The sequence below is a fragment of the Plebeiibacterium marinum genome, from assembly GCF_026013615.1.
Classification (GTDB): domain Bacteria; phylum Bacteroidota; class Bacteroidia; order Bacteroidales; family Marinilabiliaceae; genus Saccharicrinis; species Saccharicrinis marinus_A.
On sequence record NZ_JAPDPI010000011.1, the window covers coordinates 97,011 to 120,873 of the forward strand.

A 23,863-nucleotide genomic window follows, 5' to 3' on the forward strand; every position below is an offset into this window, starting at 1 on the left:
GTTAGTAATCACCTTTTCTTTTAGATTAGTAATTTATGAAAGAAGTAGCTCGGCATAGCGTCTCGCTATGTCGTATTAACAAAGGCCTCTGGCCTTTTTATAATGTTGTATATCTAAACCATTTATTATTATTTTAAATCATTGACTATGAGTACAGGTTATCAAATAAAAGAACAGGGAGAACCATACTTTGTAACTTTGCAAATAGTTAACTGGATTGATTTGTTTAGTCGAGTTGACTATCGAAATATTGTAATTGATAATCTGAAATACTGCCAGAAAGAAAAAGGATTGATTATTTATGCTTATGTAATTATGAGTAATCATATACATTTAATTCTAAAAGCAAAAGAAAATAATCTGAGTAATGTGCTCAGAGATTTTAAAAGTTACACAAGTAAATGTTTGCTTGATAGAATAGTAAATGGAATTGAGAGCAGAAGAGAATGGCTTTTAATGCTATTTAAAAAGGCAGCACAAAAGCATAAAAGAAATAGCCAATATCAGGTTTTTACACATGAGAACCATGCTGTTCATCTTTACTCAGATAAGTTTATTGACCAAAAGCTTGATTATATCCATGATAATCCGGTTAGGGCCGGGATTGTTAAAGAACCACAGGATTATATCTATAGTAGTGCTGCTAATTATGCAGACGAGCCAAGTATTCTAGATGTTGTTGTTATTGACGCAAGTTGGAAAACTGTTTAAATATCGGCCAGAGGCCGATCGTAGACAGCGAAGCGAGACGCTTCGCTGAACGATTGTTGCACCTGCACTTTAGCTTCGGAAAATGTTATGGTATAATGAACAGTTCGGCATGGCGTCCCGCTATGTCGCATTAATTCCGGCTTCCAGCCGTATTTTTGAAATAACGATAAATAATAAAAAAGCCGCACTTAAAAATGCAGCTTTGATTATGGTATTTTTAATCAGGTCTTATTTTGCTCGGTTAATCGAGTCTTCAATAATATCTGTAAATACATCTTTAATATCTAAACCAGCAGCTTTAATTTGTTGAGGAATAAAGCTTGTTGGAGTCATTCCTGGAGTAGTATTTACTTCTAATAAAAATATTTTGTTGTCACTCAACATGTAATCTATTCTTGCGATACCTTTACATCCTAATATATCATAAATTAATGAAGTGATTTTTTGAATTCTGTCTGTTGTTTCCTGAGGTAAACGTGCAGGAGTGATTTCCTGAGCTTTTTCTGCATTGTATTTAGCCTCAAAGTCAAAAAACTCATTAGCAGGAATTACTTCTGTAATTGGGAATACACATTCTTTTTCAGGAGTTTTGTATAAGCCGCAAGTAAACTCATGTCCATCAATAAATGACTCAATGATAACCTCATTGCTTTCTTCAAAAGCTTTTAAAATTGCAGGTTCTATTTCCTCAACAGTTTTTGCTTTTGAAATACCAAAACTCGATCCTCCTGCGTTGGGTTTAATAAATACAGGTAAGCTTAATTTATCTGCAATATTTTCGCCAGCATAGTCAGTTCCTTTTCTAATCAATAAAGAGTCTGCAACTGAAACTCCAAATCCTTTGAGATAGGTATTGCAGGCAAATTTGTTGAAGGTCAATGAAGCGGCAAATACGCCGCATGTTGAATAAGGAATATTCAACATGTCAAAATATCCCTGTAATCTTCCATCTTCTCCCGGAGTTCCGTGAATCGTAATATATGCACAGTCAAAGACAACTTTTTTACCATCCTTTGTAAACGAAAAATCATTCTTGTCAATAGGATATTCTTTACCATCTGATTCGGCGACCCATTTTTCAAGAGTAATTAATACTGCAACGGTATTATATTTAGAGTTGTCAATAAAAGAAAGTACACCTTGTGCACTTTTTCGTGAAACAACAATTTCAGAGGAATCACCTCCGTAAACTACCGCAATATTTTTCTTTTCCATGTGCGTTTTATGATTGTTTTATTCAGATTCAATATCTCTGTTTGAAGTGTAGGTTCTCCATTTTTCAATACACTGCATCATATCGTCGGGAATATCCGTATTGAAACTCATCTTTTCGCCCGTGTGGGGATGGATAAAACCTAAAGACTTGGCATGTAAAGCCTGACGAGGTAATGTTTTAAAGCAATTTTGAACAAACTGCTTGTATTTTGAAAAGGTTGTACCTTTTAATATCTCATGTCCACCATATCTTTCATCATTAAAAAGAGTATGGCCAATGAATTTCATGTGAGCTCTGATTTGGTGTGTTCTACCTGTTTCCAGTACGCATTGTACTAATGTTACATAACCAAACCTTTCAAGCACTTTATAATGAGTAACAGCATGCTTGCCTAATTCCCCATCAGGGTAAACTGTCATCTGCATTCTGTCTTTTAAGCTTCTGCCTATATGACCTGTAACTGTTCCCTGGTCTTCGTCAATGTTTCCCCATACTAAAGCTACATAACTTCTTTCCGTTGTTTTTTCAAAGAACTGACGGGCCAGGTGGTTTTTTGCCTGCTCGGTTTTTGCAACAACCAATAAACCGGAAGTGTCTTTGTCTATTCTGTGTACCAGTCCCGGGCGTGGGTCGTCAGAATTAAATAAAGGTAAACCCTTTAGGTGCCAGGCTAGCGCATTAACAAGTGTCCCTGTGTAATTTCCATGACCCGGATGTACAACCAAACCGGGGTTTTTATTGATTACAATCAAATGGTCATCTTCGTAATGGATGTTCAGGGGAATGTCTTCCGGAATGATTTCGAGTTCCCTCCTTGGGTATTCCATTACGATAGAAATGACATCGTTGGGCTTAACCTTGTAATTGGGTTTTACTGAAATGTCATTAACGCGGATGTTTCCTGCAGCAGCAGCATCCTGAATTTTACTGCGTGAAGCATTTTCAATCCTGTTTACAAGGAATTTGTCTATGCGCAGTAGTTTTTGTCCCGGATCACAAACAAAACGGTGGTGTTCAAACATTTCGTTTTGTTCGTCCTCAATATCATTTAAATCCTCCCTTGGGTCCTTCTCCTCAATCATTGTAATTGTTCTAGTTCTTTATCTGGGATTAGAGTATCTGTACTTAATGAGTCAATTGCTAATGTGTCAGGCATGATCTTGGCAGAATCGATGGTCAGCCAAATATCAAGTGATGCACCCAGTCGAAGTTTCTTCCCCATATTGGCCTCTGGTTTTTGTTGCCATACAAATGCCCTTAGGCTATCTTCCTGGGTGGCGATTGAATCACCATACAATACTACGTCAATATTTAGAGAATTGGCCTGACATAAGCTGATGGCTTGTTCCAGAGTGAGTCCTTTTAAATCAGGGATTTCTGTTTTTTCGTTGCTCAACCCTTTGCCAATAAGCAGGTCTATGGTAGATCCTTTGGCAATGAGGGTGCCCGGTTCAATTGGCTTTCCCTGGTAATGTTGTCCCAATACAAGCTGGGTGTATTCTGATGGGATATAAATCAATTGCCCTACACGCAACCCGTAAGACTCAAGGGTGACCTGAGCATTTCGCAATGAAATCTCTTCAAGTTGTGGCATGGGTACCTGCTCGGCCGTATAGGCATTTATGGTAAAGAATATTGTTCTGTTTTCTTTAACAAAGCTTCCTGGTTTAGGAGTTTGTTCCACTACAACACCTGGGGTCAAATCGGCAATATGTACCGAATCTATGATCTTATATCTTAATTCTTTTTGTTGTACTATATCAATAAATTGCTTTTCCGTAAGACCTGAAAAATCCGGAGTTGCAAAATTTTCGCCATGGTGTGTATAAATGTTTAAGGCAATAAAAGTTGTTATTAAAATAACTATAAGCAGCCCTAATGCCAATCCAATATGGATATAAATCTTTTTGTTTGTAAAGAATGTAAGAAAAGACATATAGTTGTGTTTTTTGTCAAGATGACCTCAAAAATAATATAAAAACTATAAAATCATGTGAGAAATGGATGTGTTTTAACCCGGATTGTAAATTAGTGCTTTACGAGGGTTATCCTGTTTCGTAATGTGGCTTTTAGGCATAAAAAAAAGGATTCGTACAGAATCCTTTTTAATATTCAGTTGAGCATTTAATTATGCTTTGTGTCTTTTTTCACTTGAAACACTAAGTTTCTTTCTTCCTTTAGCTCTTCTAGCAGCTAAAACCTTACGTCCATTTGCACTAGCCATTCTTGCTCTGAATCCGTGCTTGTTTCTTCTTTTTCTGTTCGAAGGTTGAAAAGTCCTTTTCATCTTATTATAATTTTATATCTTTCGACAATTCGTTGTTTTCTATTTTCGGACTGCAAAAATACATCTTTATTTTCTTCTTCCAAAAAAAAATAACTTTTTATTTAGTTAATTCTTATATTTTGTGCCTTAGTATAATACGAATATTAAAATGTAAGGTGGATCAGCTTTTTAGTTTCGAAGAAATCTTCGGTGTAATAGTTTGTTAACTGAGTGACCGAAATCCTCTTTTTAAAAGGCTTGATTTCCTCATCAAAGTCGCCACCTTTAAGGTATAATATCCCGTTTGTAATGGCATTTTTATTTTTGTCGCTAATTAAATGGCGTGTTAGATTAACAAAGCGAGGAAAGGCAGTTACTGCCCGGCTTACAACAAAGTCGTATTTTGATTTGATTTTCTCCGATCTTTCCTGCTGTGTGGTAACGTTTGACAGGCCTAGTTCATCAGCAATTGTTTGAACAACCTTTATTTTCTTTCCTATTGAATCTACCAAATGAAAATGGCACTCCGGAAAAAATATTGCTAAAGGAATTCCCGGGAATCCGCCACCAGTGCCAATATCAATTATTTTTGTTCCGGGAACAAATTTAACGTATTTGGCAATGGCCAGAGAATGAAGGATGTGCCGAATGCTTAATTCTGAAATATCTTTTCTTGAAATTACGTTAACCCGTTCATTCCATTCCGGATAGAGTTTTTCCAGTTTTTCAAATAATTGTAGTTGTTCCTCTGATAATTCAGGGAAATAGTGTTTTACCAAACCCATCTGTAGTTGTAATCCCTTTAATGTAAAAAAATAGTCTCGGTTTAATCGAGCTTAACGTCTGAATTTTTTAAAGTATTGAACAGTAATTCTCTTGCTCTGAAAAGCTGGGCCTTAACGGTGCCCAAAGGAAGCTCCAGTTCCTGGGCTATTTCTTCATATGAAAATTCGTTGAAATACCTTAGTTCAATCAGGGTTCTGTATCTTGGTTTTAATTTTTTAACAACAGTGCGCATTAAGATGGCTTTTTGTTGTTTTATTAAACCTTCTTCAGGGTCTGGAGTTTCGTCTTTTAAATGGATAGGCTGTTCGTTTTCCTTTTCTTCATTTAAGTGCGTTCCGTCAATTGAAACAATGTTGGTGCGCTTTTTTCGAAGATAATCAATGCAGTTGTTCGAGGCGATTTTAAAAAGCCAGGTACTAAATGCATAATTAGGAGAATATTGATGGATGTTTTTAAAAGCCTTGCCAAACGCCTCAATAGTTAAGTCTTCGGCATCGCTTTTATTGTTAACCATTTTTAAAAGCATAAAATATATGGCGTCTCGGTAACGACCCATGAGTTCTGCAAAGGCTTTTTGATCTCCTTTTACGGCTAGTTGAACCAGACTGAAATCATGCCTTGCTTTGTCGGATAAATTAGGATTTATGTCCATTTACTTTTTTTTGCTTGTCTTTTTCCGCCTAGTAATAATAAACCAGTAACTAAAGGTAATATAAAATCTAAAATGATACCCCCAAAAGTTAAGTCTCTTTGCCTGGTTTTTTTTGTTAGTGCGTTTAATACTAATGTTTGCACTAGTAATTTTATTATAATTAATAAAAAAATACTTGGTGCAAAAGTAGGAAAAAAAATAAAAAACAGGGAGAGGGCCCAGAATAATTGTCGGGATAAAACCTCAATTCCAAGAATTATCTTAATCTTACTTTTATAGTGAGGGGATGTTGTTAAGTGCCTGCTTTTTTGCCTTCGCCATTCTTTAAATGATTTGCGGGGTTCGGAAATGGTATAAGAGTCGGGATGGGTAACAATGGCAACGTTGCTTTTGGTTGCGGCATCCCTGATAAATAAATCGTCGTCTCCGGATAAGATGTGTTGGTGCTTTTTAAACCCTTCATGTTTGTAAAAAAGATCTTTTGTGTATGCAATGTTCCGGCCTACGCCCATATATGCGATACCTCTCAGTGCATAGGAGAAATACTGCATAGCAATAGTGAAAGTGTCAAACCTGATCCAGTAGTTTAAAAAGCCTTTTTGTTTTTTGTATATTCCGTAGCCTAACACAATTTCTTTTCCCTCTGCAAAGCCTTCTGCCATGTGTTTTAACCAGTTGTTTGTGGCAGGAATGCAGTCTGCATCGGTAAATACCATATGGTTGTTTTTGGCTGCCTTTATTCCGATTGTCATGGCCAGTTTTTTTCCGTGCTGAAATATCTTGTCATATGGAATAGAGGTGTAGTACAGGTGCTTGTTTTTCTCTTTAAATTGTGCTAAGATAAGTTCTGTTTCATCCTCAGACGCATCGTTTACAACAATTACCTCAAATTCTCCCGGATATTCCTGGTTTAATATATAGGGTAAATTGGCTTTGAGGTTCTTTGATTCGTTTTTGGCACAGATAACAACCGACAAAGGCGGGTATTTATTGGAGTCCGTTTTGCTTTGTCTGTTGATAAAGCGGTTGAGTTTCTGAAAGAAATAAAAATAGTAAAAAACCTGAATAAATAGCAGGAATGATAAGGCTACGAATACATATAGCCATATTTCACTAGTTGGTATGAAGTTTGTAAAATGCACCTGACAAATTTGAGCAATTTTTATTTATATACAAATAGCGGAGTGCCCAAATTTGAGCGGTTTTTTTTTGAAAAAGAAACAGCATAAGATAATTTTTTGTATTTGAAGGCAAAGACTGATTATATTTGCACCCTTAAATAATTTATGTAAATGGATTTTAAATTACAAGTAACAGATTCTAAATCAAGAGCAAGAGCCGGAAAGATAACTACAGATCATGGGGAGATAGAAACCCCTATTTTTATGCCTGTAGGAACTGTAGGAAGTGTTAAAGGGGTGCATTTTAATGATTTAAAGGATGATATTGAGGCACAGATAATCCTGGGTAACACTTATCACTTGTATTTGCGTCCTGGTTTGGATATTATTGAAAAGGCAGGAGGATTGCATAAGTTTAATGGATGGGACAGGCCTGTTTTGACTGATAGTGGTGGCTATCAGGTTTTTTCTTTGAGTGGAAACCGGAAGCTAAAGGAAGAAGGTGCTGTTTTTAGATCTCATATTGATGGATCCAAACATTTGTTTACTCCAGAAAATGTGGTTGATATACAAAGAGTGATTGGGGCTGACATTATAATGGCATTTGATGAGTGTGCCCCTGGGGATGCTGATCATGACTATGCAAAGAATTCAATGGAGCTTACTCATAGATGGCTTAAACGTGGATTAACCCAATTTGATAATACAAACCCGAAATACGGTCACAACCAAACGTTTTTCCCAATTGTACAAGGCGCAGGTTATAGGGATCTGAGGAAGCAGTCGGCAGAGTATATTGCCTCATTTGGTCGTGAAGGAAATGCCATTGGGGGATTGTCCGTTGGAGAGCCGGCTGAGGTTATGTATGAGATGACTGAAGTGGTAACGGGAATTCTACCAGAGGATAAGCCTCGATATTTAATGGGTGTGGGTACGCCAATTAATATATTGGAGTCCATTGCTCTTGGAGTGGACATGTTTGATTGCGTGATGCCTACCCGAAACGGGAGAAATGGTATGCTTTTTACTTCGCGCGGAGTGATGAATATGAAGAATGAAAAGTGGAAAGATGATTTTTCGCCCCTGGACCCGGAAGGGACATCCTTTGTAGACCATCATTATACAAAGGCTTATGTGCGCCACTTGTATGTTGCCAAAGAAATGTTGGCTGCCCAAATTGGAAGCTTGCATAACCTTGCATTTTATCTTTGGTTGGTAAAAGAAGCCAGGAAGCACATTATAGAAGGCGATTTTGCTGTGTGGAAGGATCAAATGGTAAGACAAATGTCTGTACGCCTGTAAGTAATTTTATGAGCAACTATGTCTTTTGTTTAAAATCTGGCAATCTATTGGGTATAGTTCATTATATTTTTGTTTTTTTGTAATCTGTTTTAGAATATACCACTTTTATGAAAGGCGCTATACAAAGGCTTGATAGGTACATTATTCGTAAATTTTTAGGAACGTATTTTTTTGCCATTCTGTTAATTATCAGTATTGCAGTTGTGTTTGATGTAACTGAGAAGATTGATAATTTTCTGGAAAAAGGAGCTCCTGCTTCAGCAATCATATTCGATTACTACTTTAATTTTGTTCCCTATTTTGCTAATCTCTTCACTCCGTTATTTGTTTTTATTGCAGTAATATTCTTTACCTCTAAAATGGCCTATGATACCGAAATCATTGCCATATTATCAAGTGGTGTAAGTTTTAGGAGGCTGATGTTTCCTTATTTTGTTTCTGCATTGATTGTTGCAGTATTTTCTTTTTATCTGGGAGGATATGTTATACCCCCCTCTAACCAAACACGACTGGAGTTTGAAGCATTGTATCTCCATAAAAAGAAAGATTCCGGTTTGAGGGATATTCATTTTCAACTGGAGCCTGGTTTGTTTGTATACATGGGCAGGTTTTACGGATATAGCAACAAGGGGAGTAATTTTAGTGCAGAAAAGTTCGAGGGGACACAATTAAAATCAAAGCTGGTTGCAAAGAATATTAAATATAATGAAGAAGAAAAGAAGTGGGAGTTAACCAATTATATTATTCGAGACTTTATTGATGACAACAGGATTGAGATTACCGAAGGTTCCAGAATGGATACGGTTTTTAATATGACACCCTCTGATTTTAAGTCGGAGCATAATTGGTTTGAAACGATGACCTTTTCTGAACTCCATGATTATATAGAGGTTCAGACCCAAAAAGGGGTGGGATCTATAAAACCATATGTTATTGAATACTATAAGAGGGTTGCTAATCCTTTTTCTGCATTTATTTTAACATTGATAGGCGTATCGCTGGCCTCCAGGAAGGTTAGGGGTGGAATTGGGCTGCATATTGGAGTTGGCCTGGCTCTGAGTTTTGGATATATTCTTTTTATGACGGTGTCAACCACTTTTGCTATTAATGGAAACATGAATGCATTGGTTGCAGTATGGCTTCCAAACCTTGTGTTTGCTGTTATAGGGGTGTATTTATATTTTAAAGCACCAAAATAAAAAGTATATAAAATTTAATTTAATGCACAAAGTAGTTGCATAAACCTGATTAATTTCAGTTCTTTGTGCGTTTTTTGGAACGAAAAATTTGTATTAATACACAGATATTCGCAAACTTTGTCAGTTATTAAGGCATTGATTTGTATTAGGTTAATTAAAAATTTTAATTATGTCATTGAAAAAACACATCCTAGATCTTCGTAAAAGAAAAGAGAAGGTTGAAATGGGTGGTGGTGAAAAAGCCATCGAAAAACAAGTGGCTATGGGTAAAATGACTGCCCGTGAGCGTATACTTGCCATTCTTGATCAGGATTCTTTTACAGAGTATGATCTTTTTGTTGAGCACGAAGCCAAAGACTTCGGCATGGACAAAAAGCAGCTTCATGGTGACGGTGTGATTATTGGTACAGGAACTGTTTATGGCGCACCTATTTGCGTGTTTGCTCAGGACTTTACTGTAGCAGGAGGATCTTTAGGGCTTATGCATGCTCGTAAGATCACAAAAATCATGGACCATGCGTTAAAAATGCGTGTGCCTTTGATCGGTATTAACGATTCAGGTGGTGCCCGTATTCAGGAAGGTGTAAATTCACTTGCCGGTTATGGTGAGATCTTTTACAGAAACACAATTGCTTCAGGTGTAATTCCTCAAATTTCAGTTATCCTTGGCCCATGTGCCGGAGGAGCTGTTTACTCTCCGGCATTAACAGACTTTGTGTTTGTTGTGGATAACATTTCTAAAATGTTTATCACAGGCCCAGGAGTAATCAAAACAGTTCTTGGTGAAGAAATTTCTATGGAAGAACTTGGTGGAGCTCGTGTACACGCAGAAACTACAGGAAATGCTCATTTCTTTGCTGAAAGCGAGCAAGAGTGTTTCGATCAGATTAAGAAACTGATTACATTTATCCCTTGGAATAATTCAAAGAAAGCTAAAGAATTCCCGCCAAAAGAACCTCAGTTCAAAGGAAATCTTGAAGATCTTATTCCTGCAGATCCTCGTAAACCATATGATGTACGAGATGTAATCAGAAGCATTGTTGATGATGGTGACTTCTTTGAAATTCAAGAACTGTTTGCTGCAAATATCGTAATCGGTTTTGGTCGTATGAACGGACAAACAATCGGTTTTGTTGCTAACCAGCCATTGGTATTGGCCGGAGTTCTTGATTGTGATAGTTCGGATAAGGCAGCTCGTTTCATCCGCTACTGTGATTCATTTAATATTCCTATTGTTACGCTTGAGGATATGCCAGGATACCTTCCGGGTGTTGACCAGGAGCATGCAGGGGTTATCCGTCACGGTGCCAAGGTGCTTTACGCTTATTCTGAAGCTACTGTGCCTAAGATTACTGTAATTCTACGTAAAGCTTATGGTGGTGGTTATATTGCAATGAACTCTCGTCACTTAGGTGCTGACTTTATGTTTGCATGGCCAACTGCAGAAATTGCGGTAATGGGGCCTGAAGGTGCTGCTAATATCATCTTTAAAAAGGAGATTGAAGGAGCAGAAAATCCTGAGGAAATGCGCCAGTTGAAAGTACAAGAGTACAAAGAGAAGTTTGCAAATCCATATGTTGCAGCTGCTAAGGGATATATCGATTCTGTAATTGAGCCAAATGAAACACGTAATATTTTATTACATGCTTTAGAGGTTTCAGTAGGAAAAGATATTAATCACCCTGATAAGAAACATGGTATTCCTCCATTTTAAAAACAACTGATTATGAGTGATAAAAAAGAATTGGTTGGCTTTAGGGTACATACAATGGAGTACCAAACAAAAATTACAAAAAGCTATGCCAACAGAAAGCCCTGGCAAGCACCAAATCCCAACGAAATAAAGTCGTATATACCAGGTACGGTTATTAAAATTAATGTAAAAGTTGGGGATAAGGTAAAAGAGGGTGAGTCGTTATTGGTTTTGGAAGCCATGAAAATGCGTAATCAAATAGCAATGCCATTCGATGGTACTGTGAAAGAAATATGCGTTAAGGAAGGTGATAAAATTCCGAAAAACGAACTGATGATAGTTATTGAAGAATAATTCGATACAATATTTATAAAAGGCTCTGAGAAATCAGGGCCTTTTTTTTATCTGGATATTTTATAGTTCTTCTTGCCAGCTAAAATACTCGGGGAAATTAATCTCTGGTTTATTATCAAATATTCCAAAAACAGCAGCACCGCTTCCTGTCATGGCTGCATATTCTGCACCACTGCCATAGAACTTATCTTTGATTGATTGTATCTCTGGATGGTTTGGGAAGACAGAATTTTCAAAATCATTCACAATCGTATTTTTCCATTGGTTAACTGGAGCCTGAAGGTTTTTCAGAAGGTTTGTTTCAGGAATTTTGGGTGATATACCACTATATGCCTCCGGTGTTGATATGTGAATGTCGGGTTTTACAAGAACCAGATATTTGCCTTTTAGGTTTAGTGCTGTAGGTGTAAGAATGTCTCCGATGCCTGTAGCAATACATGGAGTATTGAGTATGAAAAAAGCGCAGTCTGCACCAATTTTTGATGCATATTTGATTAATTCTTTTGTTGGAATTTTGAGGTTAAACATTTCGTTTAAAGCGGTTAGTGTAAATGCAGCATCTGCTGATCCTCCGCCTAGTCCGGCTCCAAATGGGATGACTTTATGGAGGTGTATTTTTAGAGGAGGGATATTAAAATCCTGTTTTAGTAAGTTTAATGCTTTTATGCATAGATTATCCTCGGCTTTCCCGTCGATTAAAATTCCGCTGCTGCTCCATTGGTATGGATCAGAGGAATGTTTGTTTTCTATAATTTCCAGTACATCATATAATTTTGTGGGGTAAAATAGTGTTTCAAGGTTGTGGTATCCATCTGGTCTTTTTTCAGTAATGTTAAGGCCGATGTTGATTTTTGCATTCGGGAAACAAATCATGGATTATTATTTGAAAAATTTGATGCTAAGATAAATTAAAAGAAAATATTTATACCCTGGAAAAATGTGAATTTCCTATTTTGTACTGGCAAGAAAACTCGATTTTTTCCCAACCCGCACCCTCCAACTCCCTAAAGGGAGAGTCTCAACCCACAGTGTGCGAGAGGCTTCCCCTTCAGGGGCGAGGGGTGAGCGATGGGGTTAACTATAAAACAGGAGTTTTCTTACAGAGACTATTTAAATAGCATTAAAGCGTTTAAAAGGAGATTAAATATATTATAGGGAAATTTTAGATTTTTTTTTTGACTAATAGCAAAACATATCTTGATAAAATGTAGTAAAACTAATTAACTTTGTCCTCCTGTTTGTGAAAAAATAGAAAAATTGAATATGGCTCAGAAAAGAACTTATACAAGTAAAAAGTCACCAGGTGTTGATTTGGAAGTAGGGAAAATGCCGCCTCAGGTAGTGGAACTGGAAGAGGCTGTTTTAGGAGCGTTGATGTTGGAGAAAGAAGCTTTTACTGTTGTTGGGGAATTGCTTAAGCCAGAGTGTTTTTATAAAGAGGCACATCAAAAGATTTATGTTGCCATTCAGAACCTGCATACAAAAGAATTTCCTGTAGATATGTTAACCGTAACTGAAGAGTTGCGGAAATTAGGAAGCCTGGAAGACGTGGGCGGTGCGTTCTTTATTACGCAACTTACAAGCAGGGTTGCTTCGGCAGCACACATAGAATACCATGCGCGTATCATATGGCAAAAATATTTGCAACGCGAAGTGATTAAAATTAGTTCTGATATTCAGACAAAAGCATACGATGAGGGGTATGATGTAGATGATTTGCTTGACGAATCAGAGAGTGCCTTCTTTAAGCTTAGTCAGGGTAATATGAAAAAAGATGTTACCCAGATTAACCCGGTGATTGATGAAGCTATTGAAATGATTAAAGAGGCTTCTCAACGTTCGGATGGATTAAGTGGAGTGCCTTCCGGGTTTACTGAATTAGACAGGATGACTTCGGGGTGGCAGCGTACTGATATGATTGTTATTGCAGCCCGTCCTGCGATGGGAAAGACCGCCTTTGTACTGTCCATGGCCAGGAATATGGCTTTGCAGTTTAATCAGGGTGTTGCGGTGTTTTCGCTGGAGATGGGTAACGTTCAGTTGGTAAATCGTTTGATTGTATCGGAAACAGAGTTGCCGGCAGAGAAAATTAAAAAGGGGAATCTGGCTAGTTATGAGTGGGAGCAACTCGACCATAAAATCCAGAACCTGATTGATGCCCCAATATTTGTGGATGATACTCCTGGTCTGTCAGTGTTTGAGCTAAGGGCTAAATGTAGGCGACTGAAGAAGCAGCACGATATAAAGATTGTTATCATTGACTACTTGCAGCTGATGAATGCCAATGGTATGAACCCCGGTTCGCGTCAGGAGGAGGTAAGTATGATTTCTCGTTCATTAAAAGGTTTGGCCAAGGAACTGAATATTCCTATTATCGCACTGTCGCAGCTTAACCGTGGTGTTGAAGGCAGGGCCGGAGCCGAAGGAAAACGTCCCCAGTTGTCAGACTTGAGGGAATCTGGAGCGATTGAGCAGGATGCTGATATGGTTTGTTTTATTCACCGTCCTGAATACTATAAAATTACAGAAGATGAGCAGGGTAATTCCTTAATTGGTATGGGCGAGATTATTATTGCCAAGCACCGTAACGGTGCTACCGGAGATGTAAGGCTGCGCTTCCGTGGTGAATTGGCTCGATTCGAGAATCCAGATACAGGAGTGTTTGGTTCTGATTTAGGAATGGATGAAGGAGGCCAGTCGGTTACCTATGGATCTAAAATGAATGATGCATCCCAGGGGGCTGCGTTTGAGCAGCAGCCTGTTGGCGGAGGAAATGATTTTGGTTTGCCTGATTTTCCGGATGCGCCAAGCCCGCATGAAAGAGATATGCCATTTTAATATGGCCATTAGGCAATAGACATTGGTTATTAGTCATTAGACATTAGTCATTGGTCAATAGTAATAACCAGGGGATGATGCCTAATGACTGTTGGCTATTGTCAATAATTCTTTAAGGTTGCTGATTTCATGCATTAGATTTCTGTCATGTGGGTTTTTATTAGGGTTGAAATACACGTAATCTAATCCAAAGTTAATGGCTCCATCAATGTCTGTATCCAGATTATCCCCAATAATCAAACATTCTTTTTTTCTGGCATTGGCACTTTTAATGGCATATTCAAAAAAGGCAGTTTTAGGTTTTGAAGCCCCAATGGTTTCCGAAATAAATATCTTATAGAAATACTGTTGCAGGTTACTGTTTTTTAACTTGATGAATTGTACTTCTTTAAACCCGTTGGTAATGATATGTAGCTGATGTGTTTTCTTGAGCTGTGTCAGTACCTCAATGGCATTGGGCATTAAATTGGTTTTTGTGGGACTAACGGTGATATAATCCTTGCAGAAGCGGGTTGCAACAGATTCGTCAGTTATCCCAACTTCAGTAAAAGGAGTGTGAAAACGATCAAAGTTTAGTTTTTCCTTGCTGATCTTTTTCTCTCTGTATAGGCTCCATAAATAATCATTATACTCCTCGTACCTTTCATAAAATTGATTAAAACTTTTAAAGGCATTTCCGAGGTGGTACTTTGCATACAACTCCTCCAGGGTTTGTATGGAGTTAGTTTCAAAGTCCCATAAAGTATGATCTAAATCGAAAAATAAATGACTGTATTTTGGCATGGTGTAAAATTAAACAAAAAACTCCGCCAAAAGCGGAGTTGTAATACTATTGTTTTGTGATATCAATTTACCTGGACTACTAAAAATTTTGAAATACTCCAGAATGCATCTTTATCCAATATTTTTATAGTCTTTGTATCCTCTTCACCTGTAATAATCTCGAACGAGCCCTCAGGATGGTTGGTTAATATCTTGTATTTAGGGCGAAATAACGGGATTTCTTCCACATCTCGGATGTCAACTTTGGTGAAATAATCCTCATTAAAGTCTTTACTTAATACTTTTTGTTTTCCGAATAAAGGAAGTCCCTCGTTTGAGATTACCTGGTGGTCTTTCAGTTCTTTTTTAGTTCCAAAAGCATAATAGGCTGAGTAAAGCTCTGTTGTTGTTGAGTCTAAAACAGCTTGAGTTTTACTATTGGAGTTTCTGATGGAGTCTATTACCTGGCTCATGCCTTCAACAGTAAAATTTAATGAGGCAATTTCAATATTCTTTTGAGACAACTGCTCTCTTAATTCAATAATTTCAATGCTTTTTTCTTTAAGTTGTTTGTTTAGTCTGGATACCAGGTTGTTCAGGCTTTTGTTGTCAGAATTTGATTGCTTTATTTTTTGTTCTAATTCTGCAATGCGTTCTTTATTTGCCAGCATTAGCTCATAAATATCCTGAATGTCACTGTTGATTTTTACCTGTAAGCTTTCAGAGTTGCTTTCAGGAGTGCCCATGTTAACAGCAATCAAATTTTCTTTTTCTTTAATGGTTTGAAGGTTTTCATCAATGGCAACCAACGAACTGGCCAGTTCATTAAGTATTTTATCCTTTTCAGCACTGGCAACTAATAAAGAATCGTTTTGTTGTGTAAGTTTTTCTTTTGAGGATGGCCCCGTGCAGGATATTATGCAGGTGGCAATTAAAGGAATAATTAATTTTTTCATAATGTGTTATGTGTTAATTGATTTAATATTTCAATATTAAGATTTATTTCTCTAATTCATTATCATTCGCATACTTATTTTTCTTTTTTGGTGTATCTTTTTCAACTAATCCTTCAACAACAATCACAATTTCCCCCTTAACTGTTTTGCTGTTGAAGTGGTCGGTTAATTCTTTTAAAGTACCACGGGCATTCTCTTCATGAATCTTAGTTAATTCTCTTGATACAGAGGCTTTGCGTTCCTCACCAAGTGCTTCGGATAACTGTTGGAGCATTTTTACCAACCTAAATGGCGATTCATAAAAAATCATGGTTCTTGTTTCCTCGGCTAAGGCTTGCAGGCGTTTTTGTCTGCCTTTTTTCTGGGGCAGGAATCCCTCAAAACAAAAACGGTCGTTGGGCAAACCTGAGTTTACCAATGCGGGCACAAAAGCTGTAGCACCGGGCAAGCACTCAACTTCAACCCCGTTTTCAATGGCATGTTTTACCAATAAATATCCAGGGTCGCTAATGGCTGGAGTGCCGGCATCTGATACCAGGGCGCATGTTTCTCCTGCCAATACTCTATGTACAATGTTTTCTGAAGTTTTGTGTTCGTTAAATTTATGGTGCGAATACATTTTGGCTTCAATTTCAAAATGTTTCAGAAGAAAACCAGTTTTTCGGGTGTCTTCGGCAAGGATAAAATCCACTTCTTTTAAAACTTTTAAGGCTCTAAGTGTGATGTCTTCCAGGTTTCCAATTGGTGTTGGAATGATGTATAATTTGCTCATTTTTTCAGTCAATTTTCATTAGTCAATAGCGAGTCAATGGTCAATGACCAATGATCAATTAACAATTATCAATTTTATAGTGTTTGCATAAAAGCTATTTGCTATTGGCTATATACTATTGGTTGTTAAAATCTCCTTTTTATATAATTCAGAAATGCAGAAGTGGCTTCGTTTTCGTTTTCCCATTTAAAATTAGAGGAGATAAAGGTTTGTGCTGCGTTATAGTCGGGTAATTCATTTAACTGTTGAAGGGTTTGTTTCATCAAATCGGCATTGCCTTCAAAAAGTTCACGTTGAAATAAAAAGCGGTCGTTTATTCCCAGGCCTTTGGTGAGGTCTGCAATGGGTTTTCCAATAAACGGGGATTGGTTTTTGGATTCTTTTGCGTTTGCAATCAGATCGTTTACCGATTTCTTTTCGCCAACAAAGGACTCTCCCAGGGTTTTTGAACTGTCTTCTTTATGTTCTTGTTTCTCAGGTTCCAAAGTGGGCAGTTCTACCTTCTCTTCCGGTTTATGGATAACCTGATCTGTCTGTTCCTCTTTTTTTTCTGTAACAAGAGTTTCTGTTTTTATAGATGGTTCAGAAACGGCTTTAGTTACCTCAGGTGCTATAATTTCTTTCTCTTCTAAAGTTTCTTGCGCCAGGGGTTGTGTTTGTGTTGGAGTGTCTTCAATAACTTGTTTGTCATTTAAAACAGGCTCTTCATTTATTATTTCTTTTTCACTAGGCTTATGTTCCGAAGTTTCGGGAGAACTCAATGATTTTAGCAAGGAGAATTCATCGCTAATGTGGTTGAGCTTTCTCTCTGTAAGGTCAATAAAAGCAGCAGGTATGTCTTTTTGTCCCTGAAAAGATTTAACTAAAGTTTCAACTTCGTTTAAATCACTTATGATGATTTTTAATAATGCTTCCTTGTCCATAATCTATATTAAAACGCTTACTTTGTAAAACTAGTTTAGAAACAAAAATATCAAGAAATAATCTAATAACGAATGTTTTTAGAAAACAAGATAAATAAAGAAGGTAAACATGGATGGATTGAAGTGATTGCAGGTTCCATGTTTTCGGGGAAAACAGAGGAATTGCTGAGGCGGTTGAAGAGGGCAAAAATAGCAAGACAGAAGGTGGAAATCTTTAAGCCGCATGTTGATGTGAGATATAGCGAGGAGGAAGTAGTTTCTCATGATGCCAATTCAATTCTTTCAACTCCAGTGGAAACATCCGGAAATATTTTGTTGCTGAGCTCCAATGTGGATGTAGTGGGCATTGACGAGGCACAGTTTTTTGATAATGGATTGACGGAAGTATGTCAGCAGCTGGCCTACCAGGGGGTGCGGGTAATCATTGCCGGATTGGACATGGATTTTAAAGGGAAGCCATTTGGGCCAATGCCACAGCTAATGGCCGTGGCCGAATATGTAACCAAGGTTCATGCTATTTGTATGAAATGTGGCGAATTGGCTCATTTTTCGCATCGCCTTTCGGATGAGGAAAAACTTGTGATGTTAGGCGAGAAGATGGATTATGAACCTTTGTGCAGGTCGTGTTATGCCAAAGGCCAAAAAAAAGTAGCCAGGTAATTTTGAAGATGCCTTACTGTATTGAATAGATTAGATAATAATGGTTTTATATTCTGCATTTAATGATACAATCATATCTTATTAGTGAATTATCAAAATGGATTTCTGCAACCGCAATAATAAAAAGCGATGTAGAGATTAGTTATTTGGTAACAGACAGCCGCTCGGTTTCAAATCCTGGAAATTCAATGTTTGTAGCCCTAAGGGGGAGCAATCATAACGGGCACGATTATATCCCGACTTTATATCAACAGGGATTAAGGTGTTTTTTAGTAGATGAGGATTATAAAACAGACGCAACTCTTACGGAGGCAAATTATTTGGTTGTGCAGGATACATTGTCTTGTTTTCAGCAATTGGCTGCACGCAAACGTGACTATAGTACTTGTCCGGTAATAGGGATAACGGGGAGTAATGGTAAAACCATTGTTAAAGAATGGGTTGCGCAGTTAATTGGTACGACTAAAAACCTCGCTCGTTCCCCTAAAAGTTATAATAGTCAGATAGGTGTACCGTTATCGGTATGGCAACTGACTAAGGAAACTGAAATTGCAGTATTTGAAGCCGGAATTTCACAAAAAGGGGAGATGCAAAAGTTGGCGCAGGTAATTAAGCCTACCATAGGTTTGGTTACAAACATTGGAGCTGCACATCAAGAAAACTTTTCTTCCCGGAAAGAAAAGCTATTTGAAAAACTGCAATTGTTTAAAAATAGTGAAGTAATTATTTACTCCAGAGATGTTCCTTTTGTAAAAGAAGGGATCAGGGAGATTTATCCGGAAAAAAAAACATATACCTGGGGGTCAGATAAGAGTGCTGATGTAAGGGTGTTAAAAAAGGAAATATCAGGATCTGTATACAAAGTTAGCCTGCAGAAAGAAGGATCTGATATTGAGCTGGAGTTCCCTTTTACCGATGAAGTGTCTTTTGAAAATGGGATGCATGCCGTTAGTACAATGTTTTATTTGGGATATACCGTAAGCTATATATCTGAAGCAGTTAAAAAGTTGGTTCCGGTAGCCATGCGAATGGAGCTTAAAGAAGGAATTAATAATTGCATTCTGGTTAATGATTCATATAATTCAGATATTTCATCCCTGGCCCTGTCGCTTGATTTTTTGATTCAGCAAAGTAGAAAAGGGAATGTGGTGCGGACACTTATTTTATCTGATATATACCAAAGTGGTATTAAGGGAGATAAACTATGCAAAAGAATCAACGACCTGTTAAAGGAAAAGGGAATTGATAGGTTTGTAGGGGTAGGTGAGGTGTTGGCACAGCATGCCGGGGTGTTTGAAATGGATAGTGCTTTTTATGCTTCAACAAAAGAGTTTTTAGATTCTGTGACCCATAATTCATTTAAAAATGAAGCTATTTTGATTAAAGGTTCACGTAATTTTGAGTTTGAAAAAGTAACTGCTTTCCTTGAAAAGAAACATCATCAAACCCGGTTGGAGATTAACCTGAATGCTTTGGTGGACAACCTGAACTATTACAGGTCTAAATTAAATGAAAAAACCAGGGTGTTGGCTATGGTTAAGGCATTTAGTTATGGAAGTGGGTCGTTTGAAATTGCAAATGTACTGCAGCATCAAAAAGTAGATTACCTGGGGGTTGCTTTTGCTGATGAGGGTGTGGAACTGAGAAAAGCTGGGATTTCACTGCCTATTATTGTCATGAACCCTGAATCCAAAAGCTTTCCTTCTATGATTCAACATCAGCTTGAGCCTGAAATATATAGCTTTAAGGTATTAAGTGAGTTTGTTGATGAACTAAAAAAGGAAGGCCTGAGCAAGTATCCGGTACATATAAAATTAGATACCGGTATGTATCGCCTGGGATTTGTGGAATCGCAGATGGAATCTCTTAAGGAGGTACTTGGTCAAACTCCTGAAATCAGGGTCAAGTCGGCTTTTTCGCATTTAGTGGGCTCTGATGGTGCTGATTTTGATGAGTTTACTAATCTGCAGATTTCGCGTTTTGATAAGCAGACAAGCGATCTGGAAAGTGCTTTGGGTTATTCTTTCATTAAGCATATCCTGAATTCAGCCGGGATACTACGGTTTCCTGATGCACAGTTTGATATGGCCAGGGTGGGTATTGGAATGTATGGTATTGGAGCTGTTGAGCAACAAAACCTAAAATGTGTAACCAGTTTTAAATCATATATATCGCAGATAAAGGAAGTAAAAGCGCATGAAACAATTGGTTATGGAAGAAGGGGCGAATTGGCATACGATGCAGACATTGCTGTTGTACCGGTTGGTTATGCTGATGGACTAAACCGCAGGTTAAGCAATGGGGTTGGAAAGATGATGGTAAATGGTCAGCTGGCTCCAATAGTCGGGAATATTTGTATGGATATGTGTATGGTGGATGTTACCGGACTAAGAGCCAAAGAGGGCGATGAAGTACAGGTTTTTGGTACTGATATTTCGGTGGATGAATTGGCGCAAGAATTGGGGACTATCCCTTATGAAATATTTACCAGTATCAGCCGCAGGGTGAAGAGAATATATTATTACGAATAGAAAGAAATTAAATTATGGGTGTAATACGGTTAATTAAAAGTGATTACGAAATGTATGAAAACCAACATTTAGAATGTCTGGTTGCCATTGAAAAAGAGAATTGTAAAGCCGTTAAATCATATTTTAAAAAATATAAAGGCAAGCAAGAAAAACCTAATGATAAGGTTGCCGGTTTTAAATTTGTGATGGATGAAGAGTTTGGTTCGTTGAAGATTGATTTTGATAACCATTTTGAATTTGAAATAAGGGATTTGGTTAAGGTGAAGTAGGAGGGTTATAGCGGATAGCTTATAGCCTATAGCTTATGGCTTATAGCTGATGGCGGATAGGTATACCTGGATGCCAGGTGTTGTGAGAGGTCCTCCGATAGGCTTTTAGCCTATCGGCAGTCTACTCCTTGTGTGGTCGTATTTTCTCTACATCTTTATAAATCTTATTCTCGGAAAATACCTTACTTTTTTATTGTTATATATTCTCAGTGAATTAATTAAAATCAATGTTAAGTTGTAAAGGTATAATAATATCAAAATCAGCTGAGCCACTAGTTCAGGTATTGAAATATACCCATTGTGTAAAAAAACTATATTTACAAGGAGTATAGAAAAAGAAATCAAGAAAGGCAATGCAATCAGATTCCAAGTAATTTGATAATTCACTATAGAGCTCCCTATCATATTTATATCCTTAATCTTATCTTTTTTAGCTGACAACATTATAAAAGGAATTAAAAAACCAAGTAAAGGGAATAAAATAAAAGTCAATGATGAAAGATTTAAAAAAACTAAATATCCTCTATTTTCTTGAATTGTCCAGTCTATAAGTTCATCAGGTGATGCACCTAAAGAATTTGCAAGTTTTTTTAAAGAATCACCTCGTGGTTCAGTTTCTCCGTTCTCAATTCGTTGGATAGTCCTTAAACTTAATCCTGAATCTTCGGATAATTCTTCTTGTGATAATCCTTTTCGGGTTCTTAATTCTTTAACTCGTTTTGATAATTCTAGATTCTTCATGTTTTTAATTTTAAAATTCTATTCAAATCTAGAATCTGTGTCGATTTCCTCTTGCGTCATTATTGTGTCATTTTTACGTCATATCTGTCAAAGTGCTGGTTTTGCGTCTTTTGTATGCCACACAGCGGTTGTAGCTTGGCGTCGTAAGGGGATTTAGCCTCGCAGACTTTCATAATTGCGCTAAGCCAAAGCGCATATTTTGTTTACATTTCATTTTAGCGCCAAATCTGCGATTTGGCGCTGGTCGGCTTTTATAGAAGCTTACCTATTGACTACGAACCCCTTATGCGCTATTGCAACGTTATTATTCAAAGTTTTTCAATGTTTGTTCAGCTAAATAAGCTCTACAGTATGCGTTACTTTTATGAATTAAATACGTTCCAAGGTTTTGAATTAAATCTGGGTCCAGCATACCTTTAGGATAGTCTTTCTCAATTTGTTTCTTATGTTTTCTTATAGATGGTAATAATTGTCCATCAGCTAATTCCTTTTGTACAATTAATGGTTCTGTTGTATATGAAAGAATAACATCTTCAATGTCTTGACATATTAAATTTAAAGATTCATTTTCTTTAGGACATTTGTCCATTAGTCTCCTATTTAATGTAACAAAACTTGGGCAATATCTGATAATTTCAATTGTCAATGCTTTTGTAAATTCATTTTCAACTTGAAGTTCATTAAGGTCTGGATTTGCTTTCTTGATTTTGCTTTTATACTCGGTAACGATATCAGCGTGTTTTTCTCGAAGTTCAAGAGTCAATTTTGAAAGTTCTAAAACTAATTCTTGGTCATTTTCAGTGGATTTCAGAATCTTAAGTGATTCTTTGTTATAGTCAACTATGAAGCTTTCTAAAGAAACTTCTTGAGCAGAAATACATAATGGTATTAATAGAAATAATAATAAAAATTTTCTCATGTGTGTTTTTTTTAATTGTGACTAACGTCAAATTTTACATCCCCCTCTATATTTGCACGTTAGCTTAAATATTTAATTTTGCTTTTGCGAGATGTGAGGAATGTTGCACAACGGCTCGAATATGCGGAGTGCGGGTTTTCAAAGCTCTTCATTATCTAACCGAAATAATTTTTAGTAAATGTACAAAAGTTAAATTTAAGCACTTCGCCCCGCATTACGTATATTTATTAGCTGCTGGGCTTTTATTTGATTTATAATTATCAACATATTGGGTTAATAATACTCCAACTAATATTATCCAGAGAATCTCTGTATATATTTTAAAATCTTTCAAATCAATTATTAGTCTAAGTAATAAGGAGCAAAAGATGATTACAAAACTGATAATTATCAAAACCTTATAAGTCTTGCTTCTTAAAGCATATTTTGCCCGACGAAGGCTTAAAATAATATCTTCGTCTTTCGGTTTCAATTTATTTAATTTGATTAGTGTTTGAATTGTTTTTTTTAATTCATTTCCTTGTTCAAGTAGTGCTTGTGAATAAACAAATTCAATATTAAAATATAGTTCATTGTAGTCTTCTCTTTTGCCTTTAAGTTTATTTACAAATTCAACAATCTTGTCCCTATTTGAAATGATTTCTGTCCACCGGTTACAAATACCTAAACAGGAGTAGTAAATACTAAAAATTTCGGCTACATCCTCAATTTCCACTATATCAGATGAGTCAAAACTTATTAAGAAATCAAAATGTTTTTCTACGAATTCTATAGTTCCAATATCATCACTTTCTTCAATCTTATCAAAGTCAGCTTGTAACTTCTCAATTGTCATATATTGTGTTTTAAAAGATGTCCCTATTCTTAATTCAGTTTATTTTCTACAACCCACCTGCGCTGTTCTCGCCTTGCAGCTAACGTTCGCTGGATGAAGCGTGCGGAGATTTTACGAACCAAACCTTCCAAACGACTCCAGAGCCAAAGCTTTTATTTGTTTTTATCTTTTCATATTTAAAACCAAATCAAAGATTTGGCGGTGTTCAAACACCCCAACTTAACCTCCAAATCATCAGGAATTCCGCATGCTTTATTCCAGTTTGTGTGTGCCCTGCATGAGCAGCAGTGCACCCACACCCGAAGTTCTTGAAAAAGTTTAAAAATACAAATCTTTTCCAATAAACATAAGGTGTGG

The 23,863-nt window shown here is 36.9% G+C and carries 25 protein-coding genes; 9 read left to right on the forward strand and 16 right to left on the reverse strand.

The features are described from left to right. The first annotated feature begins 147 nt into the window (after positions 1-147). Complete coding sequence (locus OM074_RS07435; protein ID WP_301198827.1) at positions 148-711, forward strand: REP-associated tyrosine transposase; 564 nt, start codon at positions 148-150, stop codon at positions 709-711. Positions 712-939: 228 nt separating this feature from the next. On the opposite strand, the gene OM074_RS07440 is transcribed toward OM074_RS07435, so the two are convergent. The 7 genes from OM074_RS07440 to OM074_RS07470 all read right to left on the reverse strand — a co-directional run bounded on the left by OM074_RS07440 (position 940) and on the right by OM074_RS07470 (position 6,773). Next, entirely contained in the window at positions 940-1,926 is a 987-nt protein-coding gene (locus OM074_RS07440) for a D-alanine--D-alanine ligase (RefSeq protein WP_301198828.1), read from the reverse strand. Positions 1,927-1,944: 18 nt separating this feature from the next. After that, positions 1,945-3,009 carry an RluA family pseudouridine synthase gene (locus OM074_RS07445; protein ID WP_301198829.1) on the reverse strand — a complete coding sequence of 355 codons (1,065 nt, stop codon included), beginning with the start codon at positions 3,007-3,009 and terminating at the stop codon, positions 1,945-1,947. Then, positions 3,006-3,863 (reverse strand): PASTA domain-containing protein, encoded by an 858-nt coding sequence (locus OM074_RS07450; protein ID WP_301198830.1) that lies wholly within the window; start codon positions 3,861-3,863, stop codon positions 3,006-3,008. Before OM074_RS07450 ends, OM074_RS07445 begins: the two co-directional genes overlap by 4 nt. A 192-nt stretch (positions 3,864-4,055) precedes the next feature. Then, positions 4,056-4,214 carry a 50S ribosomal protein L34 gene (gene rpmH, locus OM074_RS07455; protein WP_301198831.1) on the reverse strand — a complete coding sequence of 53 codons (159 nt, stop codon included), beginning with the start codon at positions 4,212-4,214 and terminating at the stop codon, positions 4,056-4,058. Between the two features lie 143 nt (positions 4,215-4,357). After that, on the reverse strand, positions 4,358-4,978 hold the full coding sequence (gene rsmG, locus OM074_RS07460) for a 16S rRNA (guanine(527)-N(7))-methyltransferase RsmG (RefSeq protein WP_301198832.1): 621 nt from the start codon (positions 4,976-4,978) through the stop codon (positions 4,358-4,360). A 41-nt stretch (positions 4,979-5,019) separates the two neighbouring features. Further along, a complete protein-coding gene (locus tag OM074_RS07465; RefSeq protein WP_301198833.1) occupies positions 5,020-5,631 on the reverse strand; it encodes an RNA polymerase sigma factor in 612 nt (203 codons plus the stop codon). Beyond that, a complete protein-coding gene (locus OM074_RS07470) occupies positions 5,622-6,773 on the reverse strand; it encodes a glycosyltransferase (protein ID WP_301198834.1) in 1,152 nt (383 codons plus the stop codon). Before OM074_RS07470 ends, OM074_RS07465 begins: the two co-directional genes overlap by 10 nt. Positions 6,774-6,923: 150 nt before the next feature. Between OM074_RS07470 and tgt the strand changes: the two genes are divergently transcribed. The 4 genes from tgt (at position 6,924) to OM074_RS07490 (ending at position 11,300) form a co-directional block, all read left to right on the forward strand. Continuing rightward, the gene (gene tgt / locus OM074_RS07475) at positions 6,924-8,054 is read left to right on the forward strand and encodes a tRNA guanosine(34) transglycosylase Tgt (RefSeq protein WP_301198835.1); all 1,131 of its coding nucleotides are present in this window, start codon (positions 6,924-6,926) and stop codon (positions 8,052-8,054) included. A 107-nt stretch (positions 8,055-8,161) separates the two neighbouring features. Continuing rightward, positions 8,162-9,253, forward strand: coding sequence for an LptF/LptG family permease (locus tag OM074_RS07480; RefSeq protein WP_301198836.1), 1,092 nt, complete (start codon positions 8,162-8,164; stop codon positions 9,251-9,253). A 169-nt stretch (positions 9,254-9,422) separates the two neighbouring features. Then, positions 9,423-10,967, forward strand: coding sequence for an acyl-CoA carboxylase subunit beta (locus tag OM074_RS07485; RefSeq protein WP_301198837.1), 1,545 nt, complete (start codon positions 9,423-9,425; stop codon positions 10,965-10,967). A gap of 12 nt (positions 10,968-10,979) precedes the next feature. Further along, positions 10,980-11,300: a biotin/lipoyl-containing protein gene (locus OM074_RS07490; protein WP_301198838.1), complete on the forward strand. Its 321-nt coding sequence runs from the start codon at positions 10,980-10,982 to the stop codon at positions 11,298-11,300. A 60-nt stretch (positions 11,301-11,360) separates the two neighbouring features. On the opposite strand, the gene ispE is transcribed toward OM074_RS07490, so the two are convergent. Then, positions 11,361-12,173 (reverse strand): 4-(cytidine 5'-diphospho)-2-C-methyl-D-erythritol kinase, encoded by an 813-nt coding sequence (gene ispE, locus OM074_RS07495; RefSeq protein WP_301198839.1) that lies wholly within the window; start codon positions 12,171-12,173, stop codon positions 11,361-11,363. A gap of 390 nt (positions 12,174-12,563) precedes the next feature. Here ispE and dnaB point away from each other — a divergent pair, with 390 nt between their 5' ends. Then, a complete protein-coding gene (gene dnaB / locus OM074_RS07500; RefSeq protein ID WP_301198840.1) occupies positions 12,564-14,138 on the forward strand; it encodes a replicative DNA helicase in 1,575 nt (524 codons plus the stop codon). Positions 14,139-14,219: 81 nt separating this feature from the next. On the opposite strand, the gene OM074_RS07505 is transcribed toward dnaB, so the two are convergent. From OM074_RS07505 to OM074_RS07520, 4 genes are all read right to left on the reverse strand, one after another. Then, positions 14,220-14,921 (reverse strand): YjjG family noncanonical pyrimidine nucleotidase, encoded by a 702-nt coding sequence (locus tag OM074_RS07505; protein WP_301198841.1) that lies wholly within the window; start codon positions 14,919-14,921, stop codon positions 14,220-14,222. Between the two features lie 62 nt (positions 14,922-14,983). Next, positions 14,984-15,856, reverse strand: coding sequence for a Cbp1 family collagen-binding glycoprotein adhesin (locus OM074_RS07510; RefSeq protein ID WP_301198842.1), 873 nt, complete (start codon positions 15,854-15,856; stop codon positions 14,984-14,986). Positions 15,857-15,899: 43 nt separating this feature from the next. Beyond that, positions 15,900-16,628, reverse strand: coding sequence for a 16S rRNA (cytidine(1402)-2'-O)-methyltransferase (rsmI, locus tag OM074_RS07515; RefSeq protein WP_301198843.1), 729 nt, complete (start codon positions 16,626-16,628; stop codon positions 15,900-15,902). A 125-nt stretch (positions 16,629-16,753) separates the two neighbouring features. After that, complete coding sequence (locus OM074_RS07520; protein WP_301198844.1) at positions 16,754-17,551, reverse strand: DUF8457 domain-containing protein; 798 nt, start codon at positions 17,549-17,551, stop codon at positions 16,754-16,756. A 72-nt stretch (positions 17,552-17,623) separates the two neighbouring features. On the opposite strand from OM074_RS07520, the gene OM074_RS07525 reads away from it, so the two are divergent. The 3 genes from OM074_RS07525 (at position 17,624) to OM074_RS07535 (ending at position 21,011) form a co-directional block, all read left to right on the forward strand. Beyond that, positions 17,624-18,211 (forward strand): thymidine kinase, encoded by a 588-nt coding sequence (locus OM074_RS07525; RefSeq protein WP_301198845.1) that lies wholly within the window; start codon positions 17,624-17,626, stop codon positions 18,209-18,211. A gap of 62 nt (positions 18,212-18,273) precedes the next feature. Continuing rightward, positions 18,274-20,742 carry a bifunctional UDP-N-acetylmuramoyl-tripeptide:D-alanyl-D-alanine ligase/alanine racemase gene (locus OM074_RS07530; protein WP_301198846.1) on the forward strand — a complete coding sequence of 823 codons (2,469 nt, stop codon included), beginning with the start codon at positions 18,274-18,276 and terminating at the stop codon, positions 20,740-20,742. Between the two features lie 14 nt (positions 20,743-20,756). Continuing rightward, positions 20,757-21,011, forward strand: a complete 255-nt coding sequence (locus OM074_RS07535) for a hypothetical protein (protein WP_301198847.1) — start codon at positions 20,757-20,759, stop codon at positions 21,009-21,011. A 147-nt stretch (positions 21,012-21,158) separates the two neighbouring features. Here OM074_RS07535 and OM074_RS07540 read toward each other — a convergent pair whose 3' ends face one another. The 4 genes from OM074_RS07540 to OM074_RS07555 form a co-directional block, all read right to left on the reverse strand. Then, entirely contained in the window at positions 21,159-21,752 is a 594-nt protein-coding gene (locus tag OM074_RS07540) for a helix-turn-helix domain-containing protein (RefSeq protein ID WP_301198848.1), read from the reverse strand. Positions 21,753-22,056: 304 nt separating this feature from the next. After that, positions 22,057-22,671 carry a hypothetical protein gene (locus OM074_RS07545; protein WP_301198849.1) on the reverse strand — a complete coding sequence of 205 codons (615 nt, stop codon included), beginning with the start codon at positions 22,669-22,671 and terminating at the stop codon, positions 22,057-22,059. 214 nt (positions 22,672-22,885) lie between these two features. Further along, the gene (locus OM074_RS07550; RefSeq protein WP_301198850.1) at positions 22,886-23,506 is read right to left on the reverse strand and encodes a hypothetical protein; all 621 of its coding nucleotides are present in this window, start codon (positions 23,504-23,506) and stop codon (positions 22,886-22,888) included. A 176-nt stretch (positions 23,507-23,682) separates the two neighbouring features. After that, on the reverse strand, positions 23,683-23,863 hold a 181-nt coding region (locus tag OM074_RS07555; RefSeq protein ID WP_301198851.1), incomplete at its 5' end, for a hypothetical protein.